We start from the raw sequence: 26,076 nt of genomic DNA, 5'->3' as shown, positions 1-26,076 counted from the left end.
TTTAGAAACTAACTTAGTCTTCTTTACTCCTTAAATACACAAAAATAGTCAAAGAAGCAAAAATAAAATTCTTGGCAAATATACTAATTTTTTTAGTAAATCTGCAAAGCTATTTTTTGAGGCTGCAAAGATAAAATTATTTTGGGGTAGAACTCCGTTGCCCATTTAATTGGGTGCATCCCAAATTGTCGTAAGTGGTGTCGGTACGCTGTACCTTTTATTGACTCCTCCAATAATGTCCTACAAACAGGGTCGGAGCTACGCTCCTAAAAAATTGCGTATCAGGAGCGTAGCTCCGACTCTGTTTGTAGAGTGTGGAAGATAAAATGTTTTGAGGTGCGTAGCACCGTCACCAGTTGTCAAATAATTTTTCAAAATATGACAATTTGGGATGCACCCCATAGTTTTGGGTATAGTGTTGAAAATTCCTTTCAGTAGCCGATTCCTGTTCGAGGCTACATCATCACTCTCAAATCACTTGATTTACGAAAAAGAATCACGTCCCAACAAGAATACAAAAATTTTGAAAATTTTTGTATTCTCCAAAACCGTATCCCATCCCTTCAAACAATAGTTCGTGCAGAAATTACAACAATTTAATTATCAACAGTTTAGAAGATAATTTTTATTTTGCTAATTATTTGATAATCAAAATTCTGTGCCTCCGTGCCTCTGTGTTCATTAAAAATTGCACGAACTATTGTTCAAACATTGAAGCAAAAAAAGTGGTTAACCCTAATAAAAACCAAAAACCATGTCCTATATGAACTTGTACCACCGAACCCTCCTCACAATTGTACTTTGCTTTTCCTTCAATATGCACCAACCTACAAACCTCAATGCCCAAACCCCCGACTGGGAAAATCCCGAAGTCGTCGAAATCAACAAAGAAGCACCACACGCCACCTTGTTTCCCTACGAAAACCGCAGCAAGGCATTGACCTTCCATAAAAACGAATCCGACTATTTTCAAACCCTCAATGGCGAATGGAATTTCCATTGGGTCGAAAAACCAGCCGACATCATAGAAAATTTCTACGAAGAAAGTTTTGACGACAAACTTTGGGACAAAATCGAAGTGCCATCGAATTGGGAATTGCAGGGCTACGGTGTGCCGATTTACGTCAATATTCCCTACGAATTTACCAAAACCCCCGAACCGCCCAAAGTGCCACACGACTACAACCCCGTAGGTTCCTACCGCAAAACCTTCAATGTGCCAGCTAATTGGAGCGACCGACAAGTGTTCATACATTTTGGGGCGGTCAAGTCGGCATTTTATATCTGGGTCAATGGGCAGCGGGTCGGCTACAGTCAGGGTAGCAAAACACCAGCCGAGTTTGACATCACGCCCTATATTCGCACAGGCAATAACTTGGTCGCCATTGAAGTCTATCGTTGGAGTGATGGCAGTTATTTGGAGTGTCAAGATTTTTGGCGCATCAGTGGCATTGAGCGAGAAGTATTTGTGTATGCTACGCCCAAAGTGCATATTCGGGATTATTTTGTCAAGGCAGATTTGCGGGACAATTACGAAAATGCTTGGCTCGAAGTCGAAATGAACCTCCGCCGATACAGCGACCGAAGCGACAGAGAAGGCACGATGGAAATGGAATTGTTGGATGCCGACGGACAGCAGATTCGCACTGCCAAACGAGATTGGGAATTCAAAAACGAAGATGGCGACGAAAAACTGTTCACTTTTGGCAAACCCATTTTCGAGCCGCAAAAATGGACCGCCGAAACGCCCTACCTCTACACGCTTTTGGTGACATTGCAGGACAAAAGGGGCAGAACTTTGGAGGTGCTGTCCTCCAAAATTGGCTTCCGCAAGGTCGAAATTGTGGACGGTCAATTGCTCGTCAATGGGCAGTATGTGTATATCAAGGGAGTCAATCGGCACGAACACGACCCAACAACAGGTCATGTTATTTCGGAGGAATCCATGCTGCAAGACATTCAATTGATGAAGCAAAACAACATCAATGCCGTCCGAACTTCGCACTATCCCAACGATCCTCGCTGGTACGAACTCTGCGACGAATACGGTTTGTATGTGGTCGACGAGCCCAACATCGAGTCGCATGGCATCGGCTACGACCCCAACAAAACCTTGGGAAACAAGCCCGAATGGGGTGAAGCACATTTGCAGCGCACACAGCGAATGTTGGAACGGGACAAAAACCATCCTTCCATCATCATCTGGTCATTGGGCAATGAGGCAGGAAATGGGGTGAATTTTTATGCGACTTATGAGTGGATAAAAAAGCGGGACACAAGCCGACCTGTGCAGTACGAGCGTGTGCAAAATGGCTATGGAGCGACTTCAACTTTTGACTACAATACCGACATCCTTGCGCCAATGTATGAGTGGGCGGACGATTTGGTGCTTTTCGCTGCAAAACATCCCGACAAACCTGTGATTCTCTGCGAATACGCACATGCAATGGGCAACAGTGTAGGAAATTTGAAGGAATATTGGGACATCATCGAAGCGCATCCGCAATTGCAGGGTGGTTTTATTTGGGATTGGGTGGACCAAGGTTTATATAAAACGCTGGAAAACGGCAAAACGATTTTTGCCTATGGTGGTGATTTTGGGGATAAAAACACGCCGAGTGATGCCAATTTTCTGGCGAACGGTTTGGTACAACCCGACCGACGACCAAATCCACATTTGTGGGAGGTCAAAAAGGTGTATCAATACATCAAAGTCGAGGCGGTAGATTTGGAGCAGGGTACCATCAGAATTGACAACCAATATGCCTTCAAAAGCTTGGATGACTTGTATTTGCAGTGGCAAATTTTGGCAGATGGAAAACCATTGAAGGAAGGAAAAATCATGGATTTACCGATTGTAGCAGGCACAGATGCCACAATTCGTTTGGAGGACTTTGCCTTTGAAAAACAAAACGATGTAGAATATTTCCTCAATGTGTCTTTTCGCACCAAAGCTGCAACGGCAATGATTCCTGCCAACCACGAATTGGCGGTTGAGCAGTTCGGAATAGAGAATACTTTGAAATCAAAAGTAAATGGGGCGAAAAATATTCCTGCTCTTAGTGTCAAAGAAGTAGGAGAGGAGTATGTCATTGAAGGAGATAATTTCAGCATTTCTTTCAACAAGCGACAAGCTGCAATGACTTCCTTCAAGCACAAAAACACCGAATTGATAGCCTCCCCTTTGCAGCCCAATTTTTGGCGAGCCGCTACGGACAATGATTATGGGGCAGAATTGCCGAAAAAATTGAAGGTTTGGAAAACGGCTTTTGAGGAGGCGACTTTGACCAAAATGGAGGTGAAAAAAGTCAGCACTTCTCAGATAGATGTGCTGACCGAGTGGAGCTTATTGAAGGGAGACGCAAATCAAACGATTCGTTATCAAGTTTTTGGAAATGCAAAAATTGAAATTTCAAATAACTTTGTAATTCAAAGTAAAAATAATCGTCCAATGCTTCCAAAATTTGGGATGAAAATGCGGATGGCTAAAGATTTTAGCAATTTTGCTTGGTATGGGAGAGGGCCACAAGAGTCGTATTGGGATCGAAAAACGAGTGCTTTGGTGGGTTTGTATGAGGGTACGGTAAGCGAACAGGTGCATCCTTATGTCCGACCGCAAGAAACGGGCAATAAATCGGATGTTCGGTGGGCGACTTTGACAAATGAGCAGGGTAGGGGATTGAAGGTGAGTTTTGTTGAAGGAGGCGATTATTTGAATGTGAGTGTGAATCATTTTGGAGAGGAAGATTTGGATGGGGGAGAGGTGAAGAGTCAAACGCATTTTGGAGAATTGGAAGAACGGGACTGGACGACTTTGAATATTGATTTGCAGCAAATGGGCGTAGGTGGTAACAATAGTTGGGGTGCATTGCCTTTGGAGAAATACCGCTTGCCATTTAGGGATTATGGATATTCGTTTGTATTGGAGGTGGTGGAGTAATATTTTTTGATGTAGAAAGAGACTTCGGAAGCTTCATTTCATAAAAGATTAATTTTTAGTAAAATAATTCCTTGATTTTTTAAGCAGCAAACTTCCGAAGTCTCCAATCACAGATTTTGTCAAAGCCCCAGACTTTTGAAGTTTTCTTTGAAGAAAGGACTGGTTTTCAAACATTTTATCTCTTTCAGCACAAACTTCAAAAGTCCAAATCGAGAAACAACTGTCATTGCTTCAAAACCGTTTGAAAATAACGTTTTTCATTGGTGGTCAATTCAACACGCAAAAGTCCATTGGGTGCGGTTGATAGGTCAATTTTGTCGTGCAAACCGTCGATTTGCAAAATCAATCTATTGTGAATGTCAAATACCTGAATACTTACATTCTTAGAGTTGATTTGTGCATCCCACTTCAAATTCAAGGCATCCGAAAATGGGTTTGGGAAAGCTTGAAAAATCGTGTTGTCTTTCACAAACTCCTCTGTATTGACAGCACCTTTTTCTAAGTCATATTTATACACGGCTGTTTGGAATTCAGATGCCCCTAAACCAACATAGGTCTCTCCATTGATGATGTAAACCTCTCCATCAATAACAAAAGATGCGGGTGCCCAACGTGATCTATCTGGATGTGGAGGCAATTCTTCCCATGTGTCCAAAGCAGGGTCATACGCCCAAAACTCACCCGTAGGCATAGAGGAATGGTCTTCGTTTTCGCCACTGAGGACATAACCTATGCCATTGTGAGAAAACTGTGTTCCCGCCACTCTTCCGTTACTAGGAAGGTCTGCTACTTGTAGCCATGTTTCATTTATAGGGTCATATTGAAACCATTCATTCGAGATAAATCCACTTCCATGTCCTAAGCCTGTATAGATGTAGTTTCCAATTCCAAACTGATAGGGATGGTGTCGAGCAGGAGCAGGAAAGTCTGGTTTTTGTGACCAAGAATTGGATGTTATGTCATATTCCCACCAATCTTTCGCATTTCCATTAGTCGTACCACCCATTCCAACAAATACTTTTCCATTGTGTGCAATCATTGCTGGGTGTATGCGCGCCATGCAAGGGCAACTTTCCAACTGCGTCCAGCTCATATTTGTTGGGTCAAATACCCACAAATCGTTCAAATTATTTGATTCATCCCTACCAAATCCAAAGTAAGCTTTTCCATCCCAGATATCTCCAATTGCATAAGCACGTGCTGCGCCAGGAAAATCATCTAATCTTGTCCATTCATCAGTGGTGGGGTTGTACTGATAGAAATTTTTGTTCTCATCAGCCTGAGTGGAATATCCCGATACGAGATAACCTTTTCCATCTATTCCAAAACCGAATGAATGATATGTTTGGCTAAATTCATTCGGTAGAGAGGCAACTTGTACCCAATCTTGTGCTTGGGAATGTGTCCAAATGCAAATAAAAAAGAGAAAACTGTAGATTAACTTCATGTTTAAATTTTGTGTTTAAAATAGTCAAATGTAGGGTCTCTGAAGTTTGAAAAATGTAGTTTAATTAGCAGAAAGGGGAAAAAACATTTTTTTATTAGGATAGTAGAAGTGTGGAAAGATGGGATTTTGTTGGATTTGTAGAATTAGAATATTTGGTTCAACCGTTGACAAAGTTTACAACTGTTGTCAAGGTTTTTTAGAAAGGTTTTGGTGAAGAATCCGCTGCAAATCTTCGGGTGTGTCGATAGAAGGTGATTCAAAGTGGGTAATGGCCGTTTGAATCGAAAAGCCATTTTCCAGCCAACGCAATTGCTCCAAACTTTCGGCTTGTTCGAGCAGAGAGGGGAGGAGTTGGGTGATTTCCTGCAAAGTGCGGCGGCGATAGGCATATACGCCAATGTGCTTGAAAAAAGTGTGGTTTTGCAGCCATTCTGATTGCGGAATGTTGCGGAGGTGCGGAATACATTGACGGCTGAAATAAAGAGCATTTCCATTTTCGCCTCGTATTACTTTGGGCTTGTTCACATCCCAAAGCACCGAATCTTCTTCAATTGGCTTAATCAAAGTAGCAATCTCTGTTCGTTCATGGTCAAATAGTTGCACCAAAGCGTCAATTTGTTCGGGCTGAATAAAAGGTTCATCTCCTTGAATGTTGATAATTATATCCGCTTTTTCAATTCCATTATTTTCTGCTTCAATTAGTTGCATGGCCTCCGCACATCTATCTGTGCCGCTTTGATGATTGGGAGAGGTCATCACCACATTCCCACCAAATTGCAGAACGTGTTTTTGTATTCTTTCATCGTCCGTAGCAACATAGACAGCCGAAATAGATGCCGATTTTTGGGCTTGTTCATAGACCCTTTGAATCATACTTTTGCCCTTGATGTCGGCCAAAGGTTTGCCGGGGAATCGGGTTGATGCGTAGCGTGCAGGGATAATGACGATAGAAGTTGCAGAAGACATAACAGACAATATTTTAACGTTGGTGACAAAAACAAAACTGCCCAATGTGTCACAAAGATACACATTGGGCAGGTCTTATCATATCACCGAAATAATCCAACTATTTAGGTTCATCAAGATTTTAGTGGAAGGAGACTTTTGTAGTTTATTCTGAAAGATATCGAATGTTTGAAAATCAGTATGCTCTCAAAAGGAAACTACAAAAGTCTTTCCATGAGGCACTATTTAACAGCTAAAGTTGATTTACTTCCAGTTTTAACTTCTACCAATTCAACGTTTTCTGCCTTGTCAGTTGTAGCTTTACAAGAAGTTGCTGGTTTACAATTGCGAAGACTATATGTACCCAATGTGCCTAAAAGTGAGTTTCTTGTCACAGGTGCTTTTGCTTCTGTGTTTGTAGTGGGAACTTCTACACAAGAATTCTCGGCTACTTTGCAGCAACTACTGTAAGGTTTACAACAGCCAAAAGGTGATAAAGAAGCATTGGTGATCGTAGTTTCCGTTTTTGCAGACTCAGCAGACTGGGAAACAGTAGCCGTTTCAGCAGGTGTTTCGCTTTTGAAAAAACGTGTACTCGATTGACAAAATTTTTGGACATTTTTCAAAGGACAAAAATGCCAATTGCAGCAATCGGCATTTTTGGATGCAGTTGCAGTAACCGATGTACAATTTACAGCAGTTTTTGAATTAGCTGTTTGGTCGTTTTGCGCTTGATTGGTCGTAAGCGAGAAAAGGGCAAAAATCCCCATTAAAAGAATCAATTTTTTCATTTGAATTACAAATTTAGAAAGTGAAATAAATGATAGCCAAAAAGGAAAATACCTTAAATGGCTAACTCCATGCTTGTTACTGCAAATATAAAGGCCTTTTGTGCTGCAAACTGTTTCAGACTTGTTAGGGAGTTGTTAAGGACTTGTTAAAGATTAGTAGAACAAAAAAGCTTTGTTTTATTTTGTAGTATGATGCGATTGAACAATGTCAAAATAATTATTGGTGCTTCAACAGTAGCGTTGATTGCGCTCATCTTTTTTCAAGTACGGTGGTTGATTCAGGCCAAAGATTTGATTGAAACGAATTTTGAGCAAAAAGTTCGGATGGCTTTGTGCTATGCGGTTGAAAATATGGAAACAGATGGACGGGCGTATAAATATGGTTCTCCTCTGTCGGCAAGTGTCTGTTCTTCAAGTCAAAACAATCAAACTAATGCGTTGTCTATCATTGAAATACTCAATGAACAGGGGGAAGAAAATCAAATTTTGAAGCAAGCACTTTCGGCAGCACTGACTTTTTATGGCATTGACATGGAGTATGAAATGAATGTGTGGGATATAGGAATGGCAGGACACAATTTTTTGGGCTGTGGTAATGATAAAGCCTATTGTTGCCCGCTTTCTCCTTTCCCAATCGGGAATAAAAATGAATCTTCTTTGATGCTCAATGTGCAGTTCCCCAACAAAACGAGGTATGTGTTGGGGCAAATGGGTTTTATGTTGATTTCTTCGATTTTGATTCTGCTTTTTATCAGCATTGTTTTTATACTTGCCAATTATACCTTGATACGCCAAAAACGCATCAGCGAATTGAATGTCGACTTTTTCAACAATATGGCGCATGAATTTCGCACTCCTTTGACAAATATTTCTTTGGCGAACAAATTGTTGGTTAAGAACAGGCAAGACTTAAAAGACAACCGTTATTTGGAAGTGGTCAAACGAGAGAACAACAAACTACTCCAACAAATCGAGCGGGTTTTGTATCTGGCAAAATTGGAAAATGGTGACTACCAACTTCAAAAAACTTCTATACAATTGGACGATTTGATTCGTGAGGTGGTGTCGGATATGGATATGCAAATCAAAGAACGAGAGGCACATATTGAAGTACAAATGGGTGAGAATGAAAGTTGGCAAATAGTAGGGGATAGGCTGCATCTCGGCAATGTGTTCCGCAATTTGATTGACAACGCTTTGAAGTATTCTGATATGGGAACATCGGTTTGGATTCGTTTGCAGAAAAAGGAAAATGGTGTGGTGATTAGCTTCAAAGACAATGGGATGGGAATTGCAAAGAGTGAACAGGTGTATATTTTTAATAAGTTTAGCCGCATTGCGAACCAAAATATACACAATCAAAAAGGTTTTGGATTGGGTTTGTCGTATGTGAAAATGATTGTGGAAAGGCACAATGGTTTTGTGGAGGTCATGAGCGATTTGCAGAAAGGATGTCGGTTTGATTTGTTTTTTCCAGCTTGATTGCTGATGGATATGAAGTTAAAATAAAAAAGGAAATGTACCATATATTGTTAGTAGAAGATGATTTGACTTTGGGTTTTTTGTTGGTAGAGTATTTGGAAGCAGAGAATTACAAAGTGAAATTGTGCAGAGATGGGAGTTCGGCATGGAAGTCCTTCCAAAAGGAAATCTTTGATTTGTGCATTTTGGATATTATGTTGCCAAAAATAGATGGCTTCACCTTGGCACAACAAATCCGACAAGAAAATAGCACAATTCCTTTTCTGTTTCTGACGGCTCGTTCCTTGAAACAAGACAAGTTGCGGGGTTTTTCGCTAGGAGCGGAGGATTTTATTACAAAACCTTTTGACGAAGAAGAATTGCTGTGCCGATTGCAGGTAATTCTGAGGCGAAAAGCCGAAGGTGAGGAGCTGCAAACATTTCCCAAACAGTTTCAGGTTGGAGATTATTTCTTTGACTATGAACGACAAGAGTTGTACTACAAAGATACGGTCAAGCGCATAACCGAGAAAGAAAACGAGGTATTGCGCTTACTTTGTATTCACCAAAACAAGATTCTGAGGCGAGAGGATGCGGTGAAGCAGATTTATGGTGAGGAGGATTATTTTTTGGGGCGCAGTTTTGATGTGTTCATATCTCGCATCCGCAAACTGCTGAAAAAAGACCCTCGTGTGCAGATTGAGAATGTGTTTAAAGTTGGGTTTATTCTGAATGTGCCTTCCTAATCAAAATTGCTCAATAGCGATGGGTTTCAAACCCATCGCTATTGAGCAATTTTGATTATTTTTGAGCAAAAATTATTCTACAATGAGAGTTAAACAAGTAGTTTATGTTCTTTTGGGTGTTTTACTTCAACATGCCTCTTTATTTGCCCAAACTCCAACGGAGGACAATGGCATGGCAAATCTGATGTACCAATCTGGTAAAATCTATGTAGTGGTTGGAGTTATTTTATTGATATTCATCGGAATAGTGTTTTATTTGGTGGCTTTGGATAGGCGTATAAAGCGGATGGAAGATGAAATGTAAATCTTTCGTGACTACTTGAATTTTCTAAACAACTTATTAAACGCCTCAGTCTTATTATCGACTTGAAGTTTTTCGTAAGAATTGTAAATATGGCGCTTCAATGTGTTGATAGATATTCCCAATTTATCGGCTACTTCTTTATACAATGCTCCCGTAGAAAGCAACTGCAATACCTCCATTTCTCGGGGGGTGATGTTCGCCTCGGCAACAATATCTGTCTTCTTTTTTTGGAAACGTTGCACAAGTTTGCGGGCTATATCGGGACTCAAAGGACTTCCACCTTCATGTACTTCTCTGATGGCCTGCAATAAAAACTCTGGCTTGCTGCGCTTCAAAATATAAGAACTCGCTCCAAATTCCAATGCCTGATATACTTTTTCATCCTCATCATACACCGTACACATCATAAACTCCGTCTTTGGACAAAGTGGTTTGAGTTGTCGCACACACTCGATGCCATCTATACCAGGAAGTCCAATGTCCATCAATACGACATTGGGGTGGATAGTTGGGATATATATAACTGCTTGTTCACCATTCGGATAACTGCCCACACAGTGATAGTCTTTTTCCATACTGATAGTATTTTGGAGCAGTTCGCGAATGTTGGCATTGTCCTCAACAATGGCTATCGTAATTAATTCATCATTCATATTTTATCTTTTTTCAGTGGAAATAACAAGGTAATCTTAGTGCTTTTAGGATTGGAAAAATAGGTCATTTCACCATTGATATTTTCCATGTTGTGCTTCATATTGCGGAGTCCATTGCCCAAAATATCCGTATTTTCAGATACCACAAACCCTTTGCCATTGTCCTCGATTTGAACCATAAATACATCACTTTCGATGGCAAATCTAAGATTGACATGGCTCGCTTGTGCATGTTTCACTATATTGTTCAATGCCTCTTTCGCCGTCAAAAAAATACTGCGGCGCACCGCACCTTCTAATTCTATATTCGGGATAACATCCAGTGAATCAATTGAAAAAGAAATATCTGCATCTGTTAAAAATTGAGAGGTAAATTTTCGGATATAAGCGACCAGACTTTGAAGGGAATCGTTGTTGCTGTTCAAACTCCAAACGATTTCATTCATACTGTCGACCAAACTGCTTGAGCTATCAGCTATTATTTCAACTTCTCGGCTATTCAGTTCGGGGTGTTTCCTTTTGAGTAGTTCGGCACTCATCGAAATAGAGGTAAGCGTTGCCCCCAAATCATCGTGTAGTTCTTGTGAAATTCGGTTGCGTTCTTTGAGTTGACTTTTCAAGAGAGCTGACTTCAATTCAAATTCCCTTTGTTGCTCCAAAATTAACAGTTCTTGTCGGTGCAACTGTCGCCGTTTTTTCAAATAAAATAGGGTGAACAGGATAGCGATTAACATTGCAGCCAGCCCAACAATCAGCCATGTAATCGTTAAATTTTTATTTTGATTTTGCACCGTCTGTTGCAGAATGATTTTATCCTTTTCGGCTTGTTCGATTTGATGCAATCTTTTGGTACCAAATAAATTTTTATTTTGCTCTATTTTCTCATTTAATAAACGGTTAATAGTCGTCAGATTATCAATGGTTTCTTTGGTTGAAGTGTTGACATCTTTTAGCTTGAATTTCGTTTCAGCATACTTTAGTTGTTGTTCCTTAGATAGCTGTTGTGGCCCCGAATTTTCTTCAAACAACCTCAAATAATACCGAGCAGAATCTGGATTGTTGAGTTGACTGTGTGTGAATGCCAGTTTGAATAGGGTTCTGGTAAAACTACTGATGTCTTGATTAACAATTGACTTTTCCTGCAATAGATGAAAATAGAACAAGGCACGGTCAAAATTTGATTGAGCTAAGGCATGACGGCCTTTCATTTCCAACAGATTCGTATTCAATGTATCGTCAAAAACCTGTAAAACGTAGGTTGCCGAATCTAGGTATTGGCGAGATTGAGGCAGCTTATCCATCTCAATGTATAAATCCACCAAAGACAGGTACATAAAACCCATTTCTCTTTTATCCTTACGCATTCTTGTTCTATTCAATACGGCAAGTTTGTATTTTTCTGCCGTCAACAAGTCACCCTGCATTTTGGTCATTTCAGCCAAATTGGTCCAAGCATCCAATTCCGCCCCCCAATCTTGACCACTGGCTAAATAATCAATCGAGCGAAGAAAATAATAGGAGGCAGAATCGAGGATGTCTTGTGCGCCATACAAAATAGCAATGTTGTAGTTGGCATGTCCCAAGAATGTACTGTCATTCGTCAGCTTGGCAATGGTCATGGAGGATTGTGCCAATTCCGTAGCAGTTTCAAGGTCTTGTGCCAAAGCAGCCCTATTGAAAACCCCGTAACGATAATAACTCATCAAAGGGAGGTAAATCTTTTTTTTGAGTGCTTCTTGAGCGAATGGTTGCCAAGCCTGAAAAGCACTATCAGGGTAGTCAAATTGTATATCAAAAATAGAATCTATGGCATGAACAAGTCGGATGGAATCTTGTGTGTAGCTTAGGTTTCGCACTGGATTTGGAGCTTGTTTTTTGGTGCAAGCAGTCCAAAACGAACCTATCAAAATGACAAACAGGCATTTAGACAACAAGTTTTTAAATGGGCTTGGCGAAAAATCCATCATTGCGTAGTAGCTTCGTGCTTAAATTTTGTGAAATAAACAATTAGTTCAGCTTCACTTTTTAGCAAGGTAAAATAAACTTTCCAATCTGCTTCAATTTTGTACTTGACTTCAAGCCAAATTCCATTCTGTTGTGTCACTTCCGCCCTTATTTTGGTTTCATAAATCACAACATCCGCCTCTCTTTTATACCTCGTAATATATACAATTTTGTCGGCTTGTGCCTTAAATAGTGTTTGGTAAATCAAACGTGATTTTGCTATGTCATTGTTGTTCATTTGATGTTTGCTTTTTTGAAAAAATCAATAATGGCTTCGTTTCCTTCTTCAACAATATTCATTGGAGGTATTTTTATTGGATTGTCGTCAAAAGAAATAGAAATATATAGGCTGAAAAAGTCTTTTAAAGGCGTTAAATCTTCAATTAGATTTCCATCAACATTAATATATTTAAGCGATATGGGAATAACACCTATTTCTCTAATTCTGTTATTCAATATTTTTAGGCTTTCAAGTTTGCTCGGTAAGTTTTCAATACTCCTTATTTTATTACTACATAAGTCCAGTTTTTCTAAACCTATAGGGAGGTTCTCGATGCGCTCTATATCGTTGTCAAAGAGGTAAAGTTCCAATAAACTATCTGGTAGATTTTGTAGTGTACGAATCTTACCATACCCAGCATTTAGTTCTCGCAAGGTATCAGGCAAGTTTTCCAATTTTTTTATTTTATTGCCGCCCACAGATAAGGTCTGCAAACCCATAGGCAGCGATTCAATTTTTTTAATTTGATTAAACTTAATACTCAAACTCTTCAAACCACTGGGAAGCGCATTCAAATCTGGAATTTTATTGTAGTCAGCTTCTAGCACTTCCAATCCATCGGGCAAATATTCTAACTTTTGTAAATTCCCTCCAGTATTCCAATCTCCCGAAATAGATAACTTTTTTAGATGTACTAAGCGTGTAAGTTCCGATGGAAGTTTGTCTATCTTGTTCGGAATCATTTTTACATCAAATGAACTATACCGCAAGGAGTTATCAGCACCTTCTTCATAATCAAAATATTCGGATGTGGGGCCGTTGGTTAAGATTAGTTCTTCCAACCACTCCAGTTCAAACAAAGTAGGAATATCTTTCGATAAGTTTGCTAACCCACAATGACCTAAATTTAATTTCCCTGTTTTCCTCCTTTTTTCGTTGGCAATCAATTTGAGTGCTACACTTATATTTGACATGGTTAAAATAGGGTTTGTAGTTAAAAAAAAGTCTTTGAAGCATTCACCCTATTTATTAATAAAATGGGCTAGGTAATGATTACCCAGCCCATTTTTCCTTCAATTGTTTTTAAATTAAAGGTGCATTAAACGCAAACAAGGCAAACTAAAATATCTAATTGGTCAGTCAGCAAAATCAGCTAACTCGTTTATAAAAAATCATTTTCATTTGTGTTTTTAAATTGAATTTGCACTTGCCTTACTTCACACTCCATCCACGCTTCAACCCAGTGTGGATTTTTCCATCCCAATTAACCGTTTCGATATCCGCAGGAGCATTCAATGTTACCGTACTTTTGTCCTCACTCCAAGACATTGTTACCTCTTTGTACTTATTATCGGCATTGATAATGATGTGCAATTCGTCAGAATTTGGGCTGTAACCATGATTCCAAATCGAAGAACTACCATCTTGTAAATAAATAGCAAAACTGCTCACATACCCCAATACCATTTTGAAAGCATCTTTACTTCCCTGAACATTTTGTGCATTCACAGTGATAGAATATCTATCTGCCAAATCTTCAATAATACTTGAACAATATTGACGGTTATCTACATCAACAGCTTCACCAAATCCACATTTTTTATTCAAATAAGTATCGCCGAATTTATCTGACAAATCAGCAAAAGCACCTCCCATACGGCCAAATGTAGAGAGACCTTTTGGATACATTTGGTCGCTGAGTACCTTTTCCCACATACTTTCCGAAAAGTTTAAAGTAGCCATGGTTTCGATTACACGAGCATCGAGCCAGTTGGATTCTTCCTCAATTTGCTGAACAAGTGTTTCTTTATGATTTTGAGCCATAATATTGGTTTTAGTTGACAAAAATAATAAAATAAATAAAAAATAATAGAATTTCATAACAAATAGATTTGGTAATTTTAAAATTTCAAATAAAATCGCACTTTGAAGTTTTAGTTCTGAAAATCAAACTATTATTGATATTAAAAACTTGTCATTCAGTCTGTTGTGGCAGATGTGCTACATTCCATTTTTGATAATTCAAAGTTACTATCTTTTGAACTGCGGTGAAATAACACTTTTGTGTCAGGCAATGGATAAAGAATCAAATACTTCTAAATTATTTTAACCGACCACAACAGGGTAGGTTTACCTGTTGTTCTACTTGATGAATGAATTCCTTCGAATTTCATTCATTGGTCTCAAAAATATTTGAAAAGGATAAATCTTTATAAGTCTATAACTACCAATTAAAACCGATTCTGAAAATACAGTTACCTAACCTTCTAAAATACTGAAATGTAGATTCCCCAAAGCCAATAATCACCTAAATTTTCAGAGAACCCCAAAAGGAGAGGGTGTTTTTTCAATTTAGAGAAATGCTATTTAACATAATATAAATTATAGGCAAAATTACCAGTTTCTAAGCCTAATCTCTAAGGCTTTAGAGAATTCTGATTGAATAATGTCCACTGAACACTCTTCAAATGTCGGCGGACTGAATTTTGCTCGTGCATTGTTGGAGAATCCAAACATTTCTTTTGGAATCCCAATCCAATTTCTATCCAATTCCCAATTTTCGTTTTCATCGTGATATACACTCACCGCATATTGCCCAACCTTCAAGCCTTCAAAAAACGTCTCAATCGATGTCGGAAATTTTGTAGTGCTATCAATCGCTACAATTTTGTACTGCAATGGCTCATCCAAAAAAGTTTCTTCTGAATCGTAAATAGCTACCAATATCACTCCCCTAGAATTTTGAATATTGGTGATTTCTACCTTCAATTGTTGGCTGTTTTTCTGAGAAAAAACACTTAAACTATTGAATATGAGCAATATAATGTATTTTCTAAGGTTCATTAAGCGTTTGTAGCGTTTGTTGTTGTTAAATATGCCTCATAATACAAAAAAAATGTCCTTTACGCCGATTCTCCAAAAGACAGAATCAACACAAAGGACACACCATAAAATGAAATAAATAGGACTTATGATGGTAGAAATTGGTAGAGTAACCCAATTCATCCACTTTTACTTATTGTAAATAATCGTTTAAATGATTGATAATAATTAAGATACAAATAATTACACTATTTAATTATCCACTTTTTTTCTATACTTCCTTCAATTGTCTGCCAATTGATTACAATGCTTGTTAAATTTGCAAGAACCTTATCTAACAATTTGAAAAGCATAAGACCAAATTGAAGGAAGCAATTCACAACAGTATGTCGAACTACTTGTTTTCTTACTAAATTTGAACACATAAAATTACAAACATGAATCGAATAACTATTTTCTTAGCTTTTTTCCTTTTTATACAGGCCAATTTTGCGCTTGCCCAAGTCGTCACTTGGGAACCCGTTTTGGTGACTGCCGAAGACATGATAACCATCACCTTTGATGCCAAAGAAGGCAATGGTGAATTGGCTGGTTCGGGTGGGCCTCTTTACGCCCATACAGGTGTGATTACCAGCGAAAGCACTAGTCCAAGTGATTGGAAATATGTCGTTTCAGATTGGGGTATAGCCAATAACAAGGTGCTATTGACTGCAATTGGTGACGACAAATACCAAATTTCTTACAACATTCGCAGCTACTACGGCGTACCTTCCAATGAAGCCATTTTGAAGTTGGCTTTTGTGTTTCGCAATGTCGATGGCTCAAAAGTTGGGCGAGCTACCGATGGAGGTGATATTTTTATTGACGTGGCGCAAAGCACTGGATTGCAAGCTACTTTTGCAGAACCCTTTGAGCGTCCCTATATTGCCCAACTCAATGAATCGTTTACCATTGCCGTACAAGCGAGCGAAGAAGCGACCATTTCTATTTATATAGACAATTCCTTGGTATCGCAAAATGTAGGTACTCAAGCGGTGTATGAAGAAACCGTCACAGAGGAAGCCAAAAAATGGGTGAAATATGTGGCAAGCACCAACACCGAAGAAGTCGCCGACTCTTTCTTCTATTTGGTACAGCCCTCCAATACCGTTGCTTCTTTGCCAAACGAAATTGAAGACGGAATCACTTATTTGAATGACAATTCTGTGGTGCTTTCACTTTATGCGCCGAGCAAAAAGTTCGTGTATGTGATTGGCGACTTCAATGATTGGGAATTGGACAACAATTATCTGATGAAAGTCACGCCCGAAAACGACCGTTATTGGCTGCAAATAGATGGATTGGAAGCAGGTAAAGAATATGCCTTTCAATATTTGGTGGATGGATTCATCAAAATTGGCGACCCTTATGCCGAAAAAGTTCTCGACCCGTGGAACGATCAATTCATTACCTCCGATGTCTATCCCAATTTGAAGTCCTACCCTGCTGGAAAAACCACCGATATTGTGAGTGTCCTGCAAACGGCTCAAACGCCTTATACTTGGACGACAACAGATTATGAACGACCAACACAATCTAATTTGGTGATTTACGAATTGTTGATACGGGATTTCTTGGGCAGTCACAGCTACAAAGATTTGACCGACACACTCGATTATTTACAGCGTTTGGGCGTAAATGCCATTGAATTGATGCCGATTATGGAGTTTGAAGGCAATAATAGTTGGGGCTACAATCCGAGTTATTTCTTTGCACCCGACAAATACTACGGCACAGAAGAAGATTTGAAAAGATTTATTGATGAATCCCACAAAAGAGGTATTGCCGTTATTTTAGATATGGTCTTGAACCATGCCTTTGGACAATGTGCCTTGGTGCGTTTGTACCCGAATTTAGACGAAAGCCCTTACCACAATAAAGTTGCCAAGCATCCCTTCAATGTGGGTTATGACTTCAACCATGAAAGTACTGCTACACAATATTTTGTAGATAGAGTGAATGAATATTGGTTGACCGAATACAAATTTGACGGCTATCGTTTTGACCTTTCCAAAGGATTCACCCAAACCGATTCAGGCAATGATGCAGGTCTTTTTGGTCAAAGAGACGAATCCCGCATTGCGATTTTGAAGCGAATGGCAGACAAACTTTGGGAAACCGACCCAACTGCTTATGTTATTTTGGAGCATTTTGCAGACAATAGTGAAGAAAAAGAATTGGCGGATTATGGCATGATGCTTTGGGGAAATGTGAACCACGATTATGCGGAGGCTGCAAAAGGTCTTTCGAGCAATTTGACAGGTATTTCCTACAAAGGGAGAGGCTTCAATTCTCCTCATTTGGTGGGGTATATGGAGAGTCATGATGAAGAACGCATGATGTACCGATTGGTCAATAATGGGAATAGCAATGGTAGCTACAATACACGAGATTTTGCAACGGCTATTGAGCGAGCAAAAATGGCAACTACTTTCTTTTTGCCCATTCCTGGGCCCAAAATGGTGTGGGAGTTTGGTGAACTTGGGTATGATTTCTCTATCAACAGATGTACGGACGGAACGATTAACAACAATTGCAGACTGTCTGACAAGCCCATTCGTTGGGATTATCAAGACGATGCCAACCGCAGTAGTTTGTTTGATCATTACCGCTTGATGATTGCCTTGAAAAAAAACTACCCTACTTTCCAAACCGATAATTTTAATATGGAAATGGCTTCTACCTTCAAGGTAGTTCGCCTTCGACATGCAGAAATGGATGCCATCATTGTCGGCAATTTTGATGTAGTCCAGAAAACCAAGTTGGTCACATTCACCAAATTTGGCACTTGGTACGATTTCTTGACAGGTGAAGAATTGGAGATTTTGGATACTTTCCGAGATGTGACCTTGGCTCCTGGTGAGTTCCACATTTACACCTCCGCTCCTCTCCCATCACCTGCCGATATTTTGATGACTTCTATTGAAGACCATGAAGTATTGACTGCCAAATACCAAATCCGACACTTTCCCAACCCTTTCCAACAAACGGCAACAATTGAATATGCTTTGCCGAAAGCTGCAAATGTGTCTGTGCGTATCTTCAATGTGTTGGGGGAAGAAATTGAAGTATTGTTTGAAGGAAAACAAAACGCTGGGCTGCAATCTTTGCAGTGGAATGCAAGCGATTTTCCGAATGGAACGTATTTTTATCAAGTTGACATTGAAGGGGAACGGGTAAGTGATAGGCTTTTGTTGTTGAAGTAATTGGATTGAAGCATTTTGTGCCTATTCTCAATGTGAAGCCTCCTTCGTAGTTCATTCATGGGCTACGAAGGAGGCTTTTATATGTATTACACTGCAACGAAAGTTATTTGACACTCAAAAGGGTTAGGTGTTGTGTCGAGGCTACGCCCCTCATGAAAATCTATTTACCATTATTTCTACACATCTGGGATTCCGATGAAATTTATTTTGCTTTCACAGTCACGAATCAACTATTCCGTATTATTTTGTAAACAAGGTCAGTTTTTGCTTCAATTCGGGGAGATAGTTGAAAACTTCTTTTTTCATAATCAAAATGTAATCGCTGACCTTTTCTCGCTCAAAAGTAGAAGCTTTCGCCATCTGCTCAACAGTTTGTGCCAATTCTTCTAATTCGGTCAAACCTATCATCATAAAGCTCGGTTTGATGCGGTGGGCAATCTTATAGACTTTCTCATGGTTGAGGTCTTCACAAGCATCTGAGAGTTCGTCCATTTGTTTGGGAGTCTGCTCCAGAAAAGTTTCTAACATGTCTTGTATAAAATCCAAATCACCATCACTGAATTCGTAAAGGTATCGAAACGTATCTTTTATGCTTTTATTCGTATCTTCTGCAATTGATTCAACGCCATTTATTTGCTGTATAAAACTCAAATCCAACCACTTTTCGAAGATACCTTGCAGCATTTTGGGAGAAAAAGGTTTGGTTAAAAAATCATCCATCCCTGCATCAAAAACCCTTCTTTTTTCATCGAGCAGAGCAGCTGCCGTCAGAGCAATGATGGGGGTTTTGATATTGGGATTTTCAGGATTTTTTCGGATTTCCAAAGTGGCGGCACAGCCATCCATTTCGGGCATGTGAATATCCATCAGTATCAACTGGTAAGCACTTTTTTTAGCCATTTCGACTGCTTCTAATCCATTGACTGCCAAATCAAAATTTGCATTCCAAATTTTCAATATTTTGGTAATCAACTTTTGATTCATATCATTGTCTTCTACCACCAATACCCGTACTTTTTCGAGCGAAAAGGAAGTTTCCATTTTCAACTCAGTTTTAAGGTTTCTAAGTCCTTTTTTGCCATCTTTTCCGAATAACAGACGGAAGCAAAATTCAGTACCTTCACCTTCTTTGCTTTTCACTTCAATGTTTCCTCCTTGCCTTTCTACCAGTTCCTTGACGATGGAAAGCCCCAATCCTGTGCCTCCATATTTTCGGGTCACTTGATTATCTACCTGTTTGAAGCTTTTGAAAATAAGCGGTAGTTTTTCAAGAGGAATTCCAATGCCTGTATCATGGACATTAAACTGTATCAAATAGGTATCGTGGGTTTCCTCCAATAGTCTGACATCTATGCCGATTGAGCCTTGTGGGGTGAACTTTGCCGAGTTGCCGAGTAGGTTGATAAGGATTTGATTCAAGCGAGTCGGGTCTCCGATGATTTGATTTTCGATTTTGTAGTCCAATGAAAAAGCTACACTAATAGGTTTTTCTTTTACTTTATATTGAAAACTGGATTGAAGTGATTTTAGGAGTTCGAACAAATTGAAGGAGCTTGACTCAAATTCAAGTTCTCCTGCTTCAATTTTAGACAAATCCAAAATATTGTTGATAATCGCCATTAGACTATCAGCCGAAAACATAAGGGAATCTACATAGTCTTTTTGGACTTCGGTGAGATTGCTTTGATACAGTAGGTGCGACATTCCAATGACTGCATTCATGGGCGTGCGAATTTCGTGGCTCATGTTGGCCAAAAACTGTCTTTCGGCCAATCGTGCTTTTTCGGCTTCATGTTTGGCTCTAATCAATTCGTTTTCATCTTTTTTTCGGTTGGTAATATCACGAAAGAACATACTGAAAGAATCTTTCCCATTGATTTTGATATGCGAAACGGTCATTTCAATCGGAAATTCTACTTGGTTTTTTCGCAATGCAGTCAACTCTAGGAATTTGTCAAAGTAGGTATTTGTCTCATTTTTAACGAACTGATCAGCTGCTCGTTGGTAGTATTGGCGGTAAGTTGGTGCAATGATAAAATCCACGACTCTTTTACCAAAAACTTCGCCCTTTGTGTACCCAAAAATGGTTTCGGCCTGTCTGCTCCATTCAATTATTTTCTCTTTTTCGTCAATAATTACCACAGCATCCAACGAAGTATCAATCACTTGTCTGAGCTTAGACTCTTTTTCGACCAGTTTCATTTTGTTGAATCTTTCACGTTCATACGCAAAACATCCTTCTACTGAGACTGCAAATTTATTCATCACATTTTGCAGCTGTGATAATTCGGTGGAATCATAGGGCTTTTGCCTATTAGCAGTATAGGCTTTCAAAAAACCAAAATTGCCTAGTCTAAAGAAAGAATAAGTTCCTGATTTTACTTCTTTTTCATGTATGTAGGCATTGAAGTCTTCGGAATGAGAAGAGGAGGATACGGAAAAAAAATTCTTTGTTTGAAGTTGGTGACAAATGTGATTAATATTGGTGAGTTTTATATCTCTAACTTTTGCTGCGGGATAGGCAAATAAAAGATCGAATTTTTTTTCGCTGCATCGTTCTTCTTTAAACTCTACACTCGGAATATTCCGAGCCCATATAGATACAAATGAATATCCCTTTTGTGTGACGAGTGCTTTTACAAACTCTTCACAGTTTTTTTGGGTTTCAATAGATCCACCAACTGCTAAAGATAATTCGTACAGTGTGATAAGGTTGTGTGTGTGTAAGGTCATCCGTGGTACTAAATTGAAAGGCGATATTAATCTTGTGTGATATCCAACATTGGACTTTTTATTGTTGAGGTTAAATGGATTACTCTTTTAGTTTTTTCAACAAAATTTCTTTTTCCTGTCTAAGCACTAGCACCTCCTTTTGAAGATTGACAATGTTCAAAATCCTATATTTGGTATTCAAATCTTTGGAAATGAAATCAAATGCTCCCATTTTCAACATGTTTTTTGGAGTGTTTTTATCTACCGAACCCGAAATAACAATCACAAAAATGTCCTTGTTGAACTGTTTGATTTGCTGCAATACGATTTCCCCACTTACATCAGGCAAGCTATAATCCAGTAAGATAACATCTGGATTCAATGCTAAATTTGCAATGCAATCTTGACCGTTTGCAAACACATGAAGGTTGTATTCCTCCTTTGAGTTGAAGATATACGACAGCATTTTGCTATACATTACTTCATCATCAACAATAAAAACATTTAATTTCATTCACTTAGGATTTTATAGTGTGTTATTTTTTGGTGGACTACAATAGGTTCAATCTATCCATTAAAATAGGTTTGTTTGAACGGCTAATCGGAATCACTTTATCTGCTACGACAAGAGTATTGTCTTCAATATCAATAATCTTATTCAAGTTTACGATATAGGAACGATGCACCTTCAGAAACCGATTTTGAGGCAATTTAGACTCCATGTTCTTCAAGGTACTATGAACAATGTGGCGGTTTTTTGTAGTGAAGATTGTAGCATAATCTCCTGATATTTCAACGTAAAGCATATCGTCGTATTTGATACGCACATACCGATTGTTGTCTTTGATGTAGATTTCCTCTTCGTTGAGTCCTTTGCTTTCATCAATTGAATTATCGTTGGTTTTCTCATAGATAGCGATGGCTTTCTGCACCGCTTGTTGCAGCCGAGGAAAACGCACAGGTTTTTGTACATAATCAGTTGCTTCGTACTGAAAAGCTTCAAAAGCATATTCCGTTTTTGAAGTGGTAAAAATGACTTGAGGCATCACCGAAACGTGGTCTAAAAGTTCAATACCCGTCAAGCCTGGCATTTCTACATCCAAAAAGACAAGGTCAATCTCCTTTTTTTCCAACACTTCCAATGCCTCCTCTGCATTTTCGCAAATTTGGACTACTTCTACTTCAGGAATTCTACTGCATAATTTTTCAAGTGACTTACGAGCCATCAATTCATCATCTACTATGATACATTGCATTTTCATGGATATTTTTTTTAGGATTGATATTCTTTCATCCGGTTGAGTTCGGATGCTATTAAAGTTATTTTTTCAGGCAAAGCGGCTTCAATTTCATCCATCAATTCGAGCAGTTCTTGACCAGTAGAACCTCTTGCAACCATCTTTTCTACTTCTCTAAATTTGGGTTCAAAGGAAGTCAAGCCTACTATCGAGAAAGTAGGGGCAATTTTGTGCGCCAATTTGGACAAATCCTCCCAATTTTTGGCTTCCGTATATTTCTTTAAATGAGGTACTTCTGAAACAGTGCTTTCAAAAAAGCTTTCAAACATATCTATCATGTAGTCTAAATCGCCTTCGTAAAACTCATGTAGATAATCTTTATCCAGTTCCCCTACAAAGACAAATTCACTATCAGGGTTGTATGCTTCTATTTCAACTGCTTTATTTTTTTCAACAAGAGCAACATCTTCTTCAATGGTAAATACATTCGCTTCAATTCCTTCTTTATTGTTCGATGTCTGTGCATAGGTCTTGATACCTTCCAATAATTGAGTCGGTGTAAAAGGTTTGGTGATATGACCATTCATTCCCAAAGACAAGGCTTTTTCTCGCTGATCCAATAATGCCGAGGCTGTTAGTGCAATAATTGGCGTATTTTTGTTAAGGTTGTGACTGTTTCTAATCGCAATCGTAGCCTGATAACCATCCATGACAGGCATCTGAATGTCCATCAAAATGAGGTCAAACTGTTGCTTGTCGACCCACTCCATAGCGTGTTTCCCATTTACTGCCATTTCGTGACGTACATTCCACCTTTTGAAAAGACCATCTAAATACTTTCGATTCATCTTGTTGTCCTCCACCACGAGGATATACAATTTATCCAACTCAAAATTATCAATAACCTTCTTTGACTTTTTTTCATCTTTGAAACCTGCATCTTTCACAGGAAGCGTGAATGTAAAAGTTGTACCTCTGCCGACTTCACTTTCTACAGTAATTTTTCCGCCCAAAAATTCAATTAGCTTCTTTGTAATCGGCAATCCCAAACCTGTACCACCATACTTCACACGAACTTCATTGTTCGCTTGTTTAAATTTCTCAAATATAGCACCGAGTCTATTCTTTTCAATACCAATACCTGTATCATACACCTTGAATTTTAGCAACATGTCTTCACCATCCTTCTCCATCAATTTTACCTGCAAGCCAATACTTCCAGACTCCGTAAACTTTTCGGCATTGCCCAATAAATTCAACAGTATTTGATTGATGAGCATTTGATCACTCAAGATGTAATTTTCAATAGCAGTATCTACAAAAGATTCTACTTCAATGTTTTTACTATTCAGTTTGATTTGAAACGTTTTTTGAAGCGCACGAATCAAACCTACCAAATCAATTGGGTTCTCATTGTATTCAATCTTTCCAGCTTCAATTTTTGACAAGTCCAAAATATCAGAAATTAGTGCTTGCAAAATATTGGCAGATGTTTGAATTATATCAAGGAATTCTATTTGTTCTTTCGTAGGACGGGTATCGTACAACAAGTTGGCCATTCCAATCACCGCATTCAAGGGTGTGCGAATTTCGTGACTCATACTTGCCAAAAACTGTTTTTCTGCTTTTTGCATCTGTTCAGCCATCCTTTTTGCCTGTTCAATTTCCAGTAGTTCGATGTTTCTTAGGGTTACATCTCGGTACTGCCACAAATGGCCTAAGTATCTATCTTTTTCAAAAATGGGTATGTAATCTCGTTCCAAAACCAGTCCATCTTTCATAAACAACCTCTCTTCTACACATATCTTTCTGGATTCAAGTAATTCATTCACTCTATTAATAAATCCTTCTGGATCCACAAAAAGATGTTTAGACATCTCTGCCGAGCCACGACAATCCATTCCAATCAAAGCTTCGGGAGGTGCATCAATGTGAAAGGTTTTGCAGAAAAAACCATTTGTTACCACTACCCTTCGATCTTCATCCTCCAATAATATACCCGAATGAAGATTGCTAATCAAAGTAGATAGACGTAACTCACTTGTCTGTAAGTCTTGCGTACGTTTTAAGATACCCTCCTCTAAGTTATCATTCAGTTCTTTAAGTTGCTTATTCACCTGATACAACTCCAGTGATTTTTCTTCCAGTATCCTCTCGGCTTCTTGACGAGCCATTTTCTCACGTTGAAACCGTCTTTGATACAATGCTTCATTACTACTCATGTCTAATATTTTTCAATCGTAAGTTTAACTTTTTTGCCATCTTCTGTTATATTAACCTTTTCTATACTTGCCGTTTCACCAAAATGCTTCAAACATCCTTCAATAAGGCCAACTGCCAAATCCCCCATAGCTCTCTCTGATTGATACATCATTACCAATCGATTTTCAGTTTCTCGGTAGGTACTAAAAGTAGGCAATTCAGATTTTGCGTATAATTTTTGTACCTGTATATGAATATGTTCTTCAATGCTTTCTAAAAGATCAAAAGAGGATTTCATTTCTTCAAAGCCAAGCGGATGGTAAATTTTCGCAAAACGATGAAACAGATAATTTCCAAATACATTTAGCAAGGTGGAAAACGGAATATTTTGTTCATCACTTAATTGTTCAACCAATGCAAACATTTCCGAAGAAGGGTATGTACCTATTGAAGTATAAGCACCCTGAGATTTCACCTCTGATTTAACAATAATCGAATCAACTGTTTCATAACCAAACTTATCCTCCACCATTTCTAAAAACTCTGTAAAAACGACTCCTTTCATTGAACGAAATTTTCATTAATGATATGTGTTTTATAAAGTACCGTCATCAAAAACACTATCCAGTTGGATAAATATTCGATGATATTATCTCTATTATTCACCAAATTCTTAATCCAAAGCTTTGTCAAGAGGCCTCCTTACTATGATACTATTTTTCAATTGTGAGCTTAACTTTCTTACCATCCTCCGTTTCATTTGTCTTCCTTATGCTTGCTGTCTCGCCAAAATGTTCCAAACATCCTTGAATAAGACCAACCGCCAAATCTCCCATAGCCCTCTCTGATTGATACATCATCACCAACCTATTCGCTCCTTCTCTACGAACACTAAAATTCGGCAGTTCGGCATCTGGATACAGTTTTTTGACCTGAACATGAATGTGTTGTTCAATGCTTTCCAAGAGCTCAAAAGAGGTTTTCATTCCTTCAAATACAAATGAATAGATTTTCGCAAAACGATGAAACAAATAATTACCAAAAGCATTCAGCAAGGTGGGAATAGGAATATTTTGTTCATCACTTAATTGTTCAACCAATGCAAACATTTCCGAAGAAGGGTATGTACCTATTGAAGTATAGGCACCTTGAGATTTTATTTCTGATTTAACAATAATCGAATCAACTGTTTCATAACCAAACTTATCCTCCACCATTTCTAGAAACTCTGTAAAAACAACTCCTTTCATTCAATGAATTTTTAATTTGTGATATGTGTGTATCTATATTTAGTATAGACATCAAAAATGCTACCAAAAGCTTTTCGTTTTGGTAGCATCTACTT

Annotated in this window: 20 protein-coding genes; 5 read left to right on the top strand and 15 right to left on the bottom strand. The window is 38.6% G+C overall.

Annotated elements, in window-relative coordinates:
- Nucleotides 1–754: 754 nt before the first annotated feature.
- Nucleotides 755–3,940: a glycoside hydrolase family 2 TIM barrel-domain containing protein gene (locus R3E32_03040; protein MEZ4883689.1), complete on the top strand. Its 3,186-nt coding sequence runs from the start codon at nt 755–757 to the stop codon at nt 3,938–3,940.
- A 223-nt stretch (nt 3,941–4,163) separates the two neighbouring features.
- Here R3E32_03040 and R3E32_03035 read toward each other — a convergent pair whose 3' ends face one another.
- The 3 genes from R3E32_03035 to R3E32_03025 form a co-directional block, all read right to left on the bottom strand.
- Nucleotides 4,164–5,387, bottom strand: coding sequence for a kelch repeat-containing protein (locus tag R3E32_03035; GenBank protein ID MEZ4883688.1), 1,224 nt, complete (start codon nt 5,385–5,387; stop codon nt 4,164–4,166).
- A gap of 186 nt (nt 5,388–5,573) precedes the next feature.
- Nucleotides 5,574–6,353 carry a 3-deoxy-manno-octulosonate cytidylyltransferase gene (gene kdsB, locus R3E32_03030; GenBank protein MEZ4883687.1) on the bottom strand — a complete coding sequence of 260 codons (780 nt, stop codon included), beginning with the start codon at nt 6,351–6,353 and terminating at the stop codon, nt 5,574–5,576.
- Nucleotides 6,354–6,574: 221 nt separating this feature from the next.
- Nucleotides 6,575–7,123 (bottom strand): hypothetical protein, encoded by a 549-nt coding sequence (locus R3E32_03025; protein MEZ4883686.1) that lies wholly within the window; start codon nt 7,121–7,123, stop codon nt 6,575–6,577.
- Between the two features lie 189 nt (nt 7,124–7,312).
- On the opposite strand from R3E32_03025, the gene R3E32_03020 reads away from it, so the two are divergent.
- The 3 genes from R3E32_03020 to R3E32_03010 all read left to right on the top strand — a co-directional run bounded on the left by R3E32_03020 (nt 7,313) and on the right by R3E32_03010 (nt 9,634).
- The gene (locus tag R3E32_03020; protein ID MEZ4883685.1) at nt 7,313–8,605 is read left to right on the top strand and encodes a HAMP domain-containing sensor histidine kinase; all 1,293 of its coding nucleotides are present in this window, start codon (nt 7,313–7,315) and stop codon (nt 8,603–8,605) included.
- A 35-nt stretch (nt 8,606–8,640) separates the two neighbouring features.
- Nucleotides 8,641–9,330, top strand: a complete 690-nt coding sequence (locus tag R3E32_03015; protein ID MEZ4883684.1) for a response regulator transcription factor — start codon at nt 8,641–8,643, stop codon at nt 9,328–9,330.
- Between the two features lie 82 nt (nt 9,331–9,412).
- On the top strand, nt 9,413–9,634 hold the full coding sequence (locus R3E32_03010; GenBank protein ID MEZ4883683.1) for a hypothetical protein: 222 nt from the start codon (nt 9,413–9,415) through the stop codon (nt 9,632–9,634).
- Between the two features lie 11 nt (nt 9,635–9,645).
- On the opposite strand, the gene R3E32_03005 is transcribed toward R3E32_03010, so the two are convergent.
- The 6 genes from R3E32_03005 to R3E32_02980 form a co-directional block, all read right to left on the bottom strand.
- The gene (locus tag R3E32_03005) at nt 9,646–10,287 is read right to left on the bottom strand and encodes a response regulator transcription factor (protein ID MEZ4883682.1); all 642 of its coding nucleotides are present in this window, start codon (nt 10,285–10,287) and stop codon (nt 9,646–9,648) included.
- Entirely contained in the window at nt 10,284–12,254 is a 1,971-nt protein-coding gene (locus R3E32_03000; GenBank protein ID MEZ4883681.1) for a histidine kinase, read from the bottom strand. Before R3E32_03000 ends, R3E32_03005 begins: the two co-directional genes overlap by 4 nt.
- Nucleotides 12,251–12,529 carry a DUF6150 family protein gene (locus R3E32_02995; protein ID MEZ4883680.1) on the bottom strand — a complete coding sequence of 93 codons (279 nt, stop codon included), beginning with the start codon at nt 12,527–12,529 and terminating at the stop codon, nt 12,251–12,253. The genes R3E32_03000 and R3E32_02995 overlap by 4 nt, the downstream gene beginning before the upstream one ends.
- On the bottom strand, nt 12,526–13,485 hold the full coding sequence (locus tag R3E32_02990) for a hypothetical protein (protein MEZ4883679.1): 960 nt from the start codon (nt 13,483–13,485) through the stop codon (nt 12,526–12,528). Before R3E32_02990 ends, R3E32_02995 begins: the two co-directional genes overlap by 4 nt.
- Before the next feature lie 238 nt (nt 13,486–13,723).
- Entirely contained in the window at nt 13,724–14,335 is a 612-nt protein-coding gene (locus R3E32_02985; GenBank protein ID MEZ4883678.1) for a hypothetical protein, read from the bottom strand.
- A 570-nt stretch (nt 14,336–14,905) separates the two neighbouring features.
- A complete protein-coding gene (locus tag R3E32_02980) occupies nt 14,906–15,355 on the bottom strand; it encodes a DUF2141 domain-containing protein (protein ID MEZ4883677.1) in 450 nt (149 codons plus the stop codon).
- A 416-nt stretch (nt 15,356–15,771) separates the two neighbouring features.
- On the opposite strand from R3E32_02980, the gene R3E32_02975 reads away from it, so the two are divergent.
- Nucleotides 15,772–18,579 (top strand): alpha-amylase family glycosyl hydrolase, encoded by a 2,808-nt coding sequence (locus R3E32_02975; protein ID MEZ4883676.1) that lies wholly within the window; start codon nt 15,772–15,774, stop codon nt 18,577–18,579.
- 240 nt (nt 18,580–18,819) lie between these two features.
- On the opposite strand, the gene R3E32_02970 is transcribed toward R3E32_02975, so the two are convergent.
- From R3E32_02970 to R3E32_02945, 6 genes are all read right to left on the bottom strand, one after another.
- Complete coding sequence (locus tag R3E32_02970) at nt 18,820–21,312, bottom strand: ATP-binding protein (protein MEZ4883675.1); 2,493 nt, start codon at nt 21,310–21,312, stop codon at nt 18,820–18,822.
- A 79-nt stretch (nt 21,313–21,391) separates the two neighbouring features.
- Entirely contained in the window at nt 21,392–21,805 is a 414-nt protein-coding gene (locus tag R3E32_02965; protein MEZ4883674.1) for a response regulator, read from the bottom strand.
- Between the two features lie 37 nt (nt 21,806–21,842).
- A complete protein-coding gene (locus R3E32_02960; protein MEZ4883673.1) occupies nt 21,843–22,547 on the bottom strand; it encodes a LytTR family DNA-binding domain-containing protein in 705 nt (234 codons plus the stop codon).
- A 17-nt stretch (nt 22,548–22,564) separates the two neighbouring features.
- Complete coding sequence (locus R3E32_02955; protein MEZ4883672.1) at nt 22,565–24,751, bottom strand: response regulator; 2,187 nt, start codon at nt 24,749–24,751, stop codon at nt 22,565–22,567.
- Between the two features lie 2 nt (nt 24,752–24,753).
- A complete protein-coding gene (locus tag R3E32_02950) occupies nt 24,754–25,296 on the bottom strand; it encodes a heme NO-binding domain-containing protein (protein ID MEZ4883671.1) in 543 nt (180 codons plus the stop codon).
- 148 nt (nt 25,297–25,444) lie between these two features.
- The gene (locus R3E32_02945; GenBank protein MEZ4883670.1) at nt 25,445–25,981 is read right to left on the bottom strand and encodes a heme NO-binding domain-containing protein; all 537 of its coding nucleotides are present in this window, start codon (nt 25,979–25,981) and stop codon (nt 25,445–25,447) included.
- Nucleotides 25,982–26,076: the final 95 nt, after the last annotated feature.

The organism is Chitinophagales bacterium (assembly GCA_041392475.1).
GTDB lineage: Bacteria > Bacteroidota > Bacteroidia > Chitinophagales > UBA2359 > JAUHXA01.
The sequence above is the reverse complement of the archived record's forward strand: the minus strand, read 5'-3'. Positions and strand labels throughout refer to the sequence as shown.

Bases quoted from the DNA above. Each gene is read 5' to 3' on its own strand.
- R3E32_03040 (MEZ4883689.1), top strand. From the start codon at position 755: ATGTCCTATATGAACTTGTACCACCGAACCCTCCTCACAATTGTACTT.
- R3E32_03035 (MEZ4883688.1), bottom strand. From the start codon at position 5,387: ATGAAGTTAATCTACAGTTTTCTCTTTTTTATTTGCATTTGGACACAT.
- kdsB (MEZ4883687.1), bottom strand. From the start codon at position 6,353: ATGTCTTCTGCAACTTCTATCGTCATTATCCCTGCACGCTACGCATCA.
- R3E32_03025 (MEZ4883686.1), bottom strand. From the start codon at position 7,123: ATGAAAAAATTGATTCTTTTAATGGGGATTTTTGCCCTTTTCTCGCTT.
- R3E32_03020 (MEZ4883685.1), top strand. From the start codon at position 7,313: ATGATGCGATTGAACAATGTCAAAATAATTATTGGTGCTTCAACAGTA.
- R3E32_03015 (MEZ4883684.1), top strand. From the start codon at position 8,641: ATGTACCATATATTGTTAGTAGAAGATGATTTGACTTTGGGTTTTTTG.
- R3E32_03010 (MEZ4883683.1), top strand. From the start codon at position 9,413: ATGAGAGTTAAACAAGTAGTTTATGTTCTTTTGGGTGTTTTACTTCAA.
- R3E32_03005 (MEZ4883682.1), bottom strand. From the start codon at position 10,287: ATGAATGATGAATTAATTACGATAGCCATTGTTGAGGACAATGCCAAC.
- R3E32_03000 (MEZ4883681.1), bottom strand. From the start codon at position 12,254: ATGATGGATTTTTCGCCAAGCCCATTTAAAAACTTGTTGTCTAAATGC.
- R3E32_02995 (MEZ4883680.1), bottom strand. From the start codon at position 12,529: ATGAACAACAATGACATAGCAAAATCACGTTTGATTTACCAAACACTA.
- R3E32_02990 (MEZ4883679.1), bottom strand. From the start codon at position 13,485: ATGTCAAATATAAGTGTAGCACTCAAATTGATTGCCAACGAAAAAAGG.
- R3E32_02985 (MEZ4883678.1), bottom strand. From the start codon at position 14,335: ATGGCTCAAAATCATAAAGAAACACTTGTTCAGCAAATTGAGGAAGAA.
- R3E32_02980 (MEZ4883677.1), bottom strand. From the start codon at position 15,355: ATGAACCTTAGAAAATACATTATATTGCTCATATTCAATAGTTTAAGT.
- R3E32_02975 (MEZ4883676.1), top strand. From the start codon at position 15,772: ATGAATCGAATAACTATTTTCTTAGCTTTTTTCCTTTTTATACAGGCC.
- R3E32_02970 (MEZ4883675.1), bottom strand. From the start codon at position 21,312: ATGACCTTACACACACACAACCTTATCACACTGTACGAATTATCTTTA.
- R3E32_02965 (MEZ4883674.1), bottom strand. From the start codon at position 21,805: ATGAAATTAAATGTTTTTATTGTTGATGATGAAGTAATGTATAGCAAA.
- R3E32_02960 (MEZ4883673.1), bottom strand. From the start codon at position 22,547: ATGCAATGTATCATAGTAGATGATGAATTGATGGCTCGTAAGTCACTT.
- R3E32_02955 (MEZ4883672.1), bottom strand. From the start codon at position 24,751: ATGAGTAGTAATGAAGCATTGTATCAAAGACGGTTTCAACGTGAGAAA.
- R3E32_02950 (MEZ4883671.1), bottom strand. From the start codon at position 25,296: ATGAAAGGAGTCGTTTTTACAGAGTTTTTAGAAATGGTGGAGGATAAG.
- R3E32_02945 (MEZ4883670.1), bottom strand. From the start codon at position 25,981: ATGAAAGGAGTTGTTTTTACAGAGTTTCTAGAAATGGTGGAGGATAAG.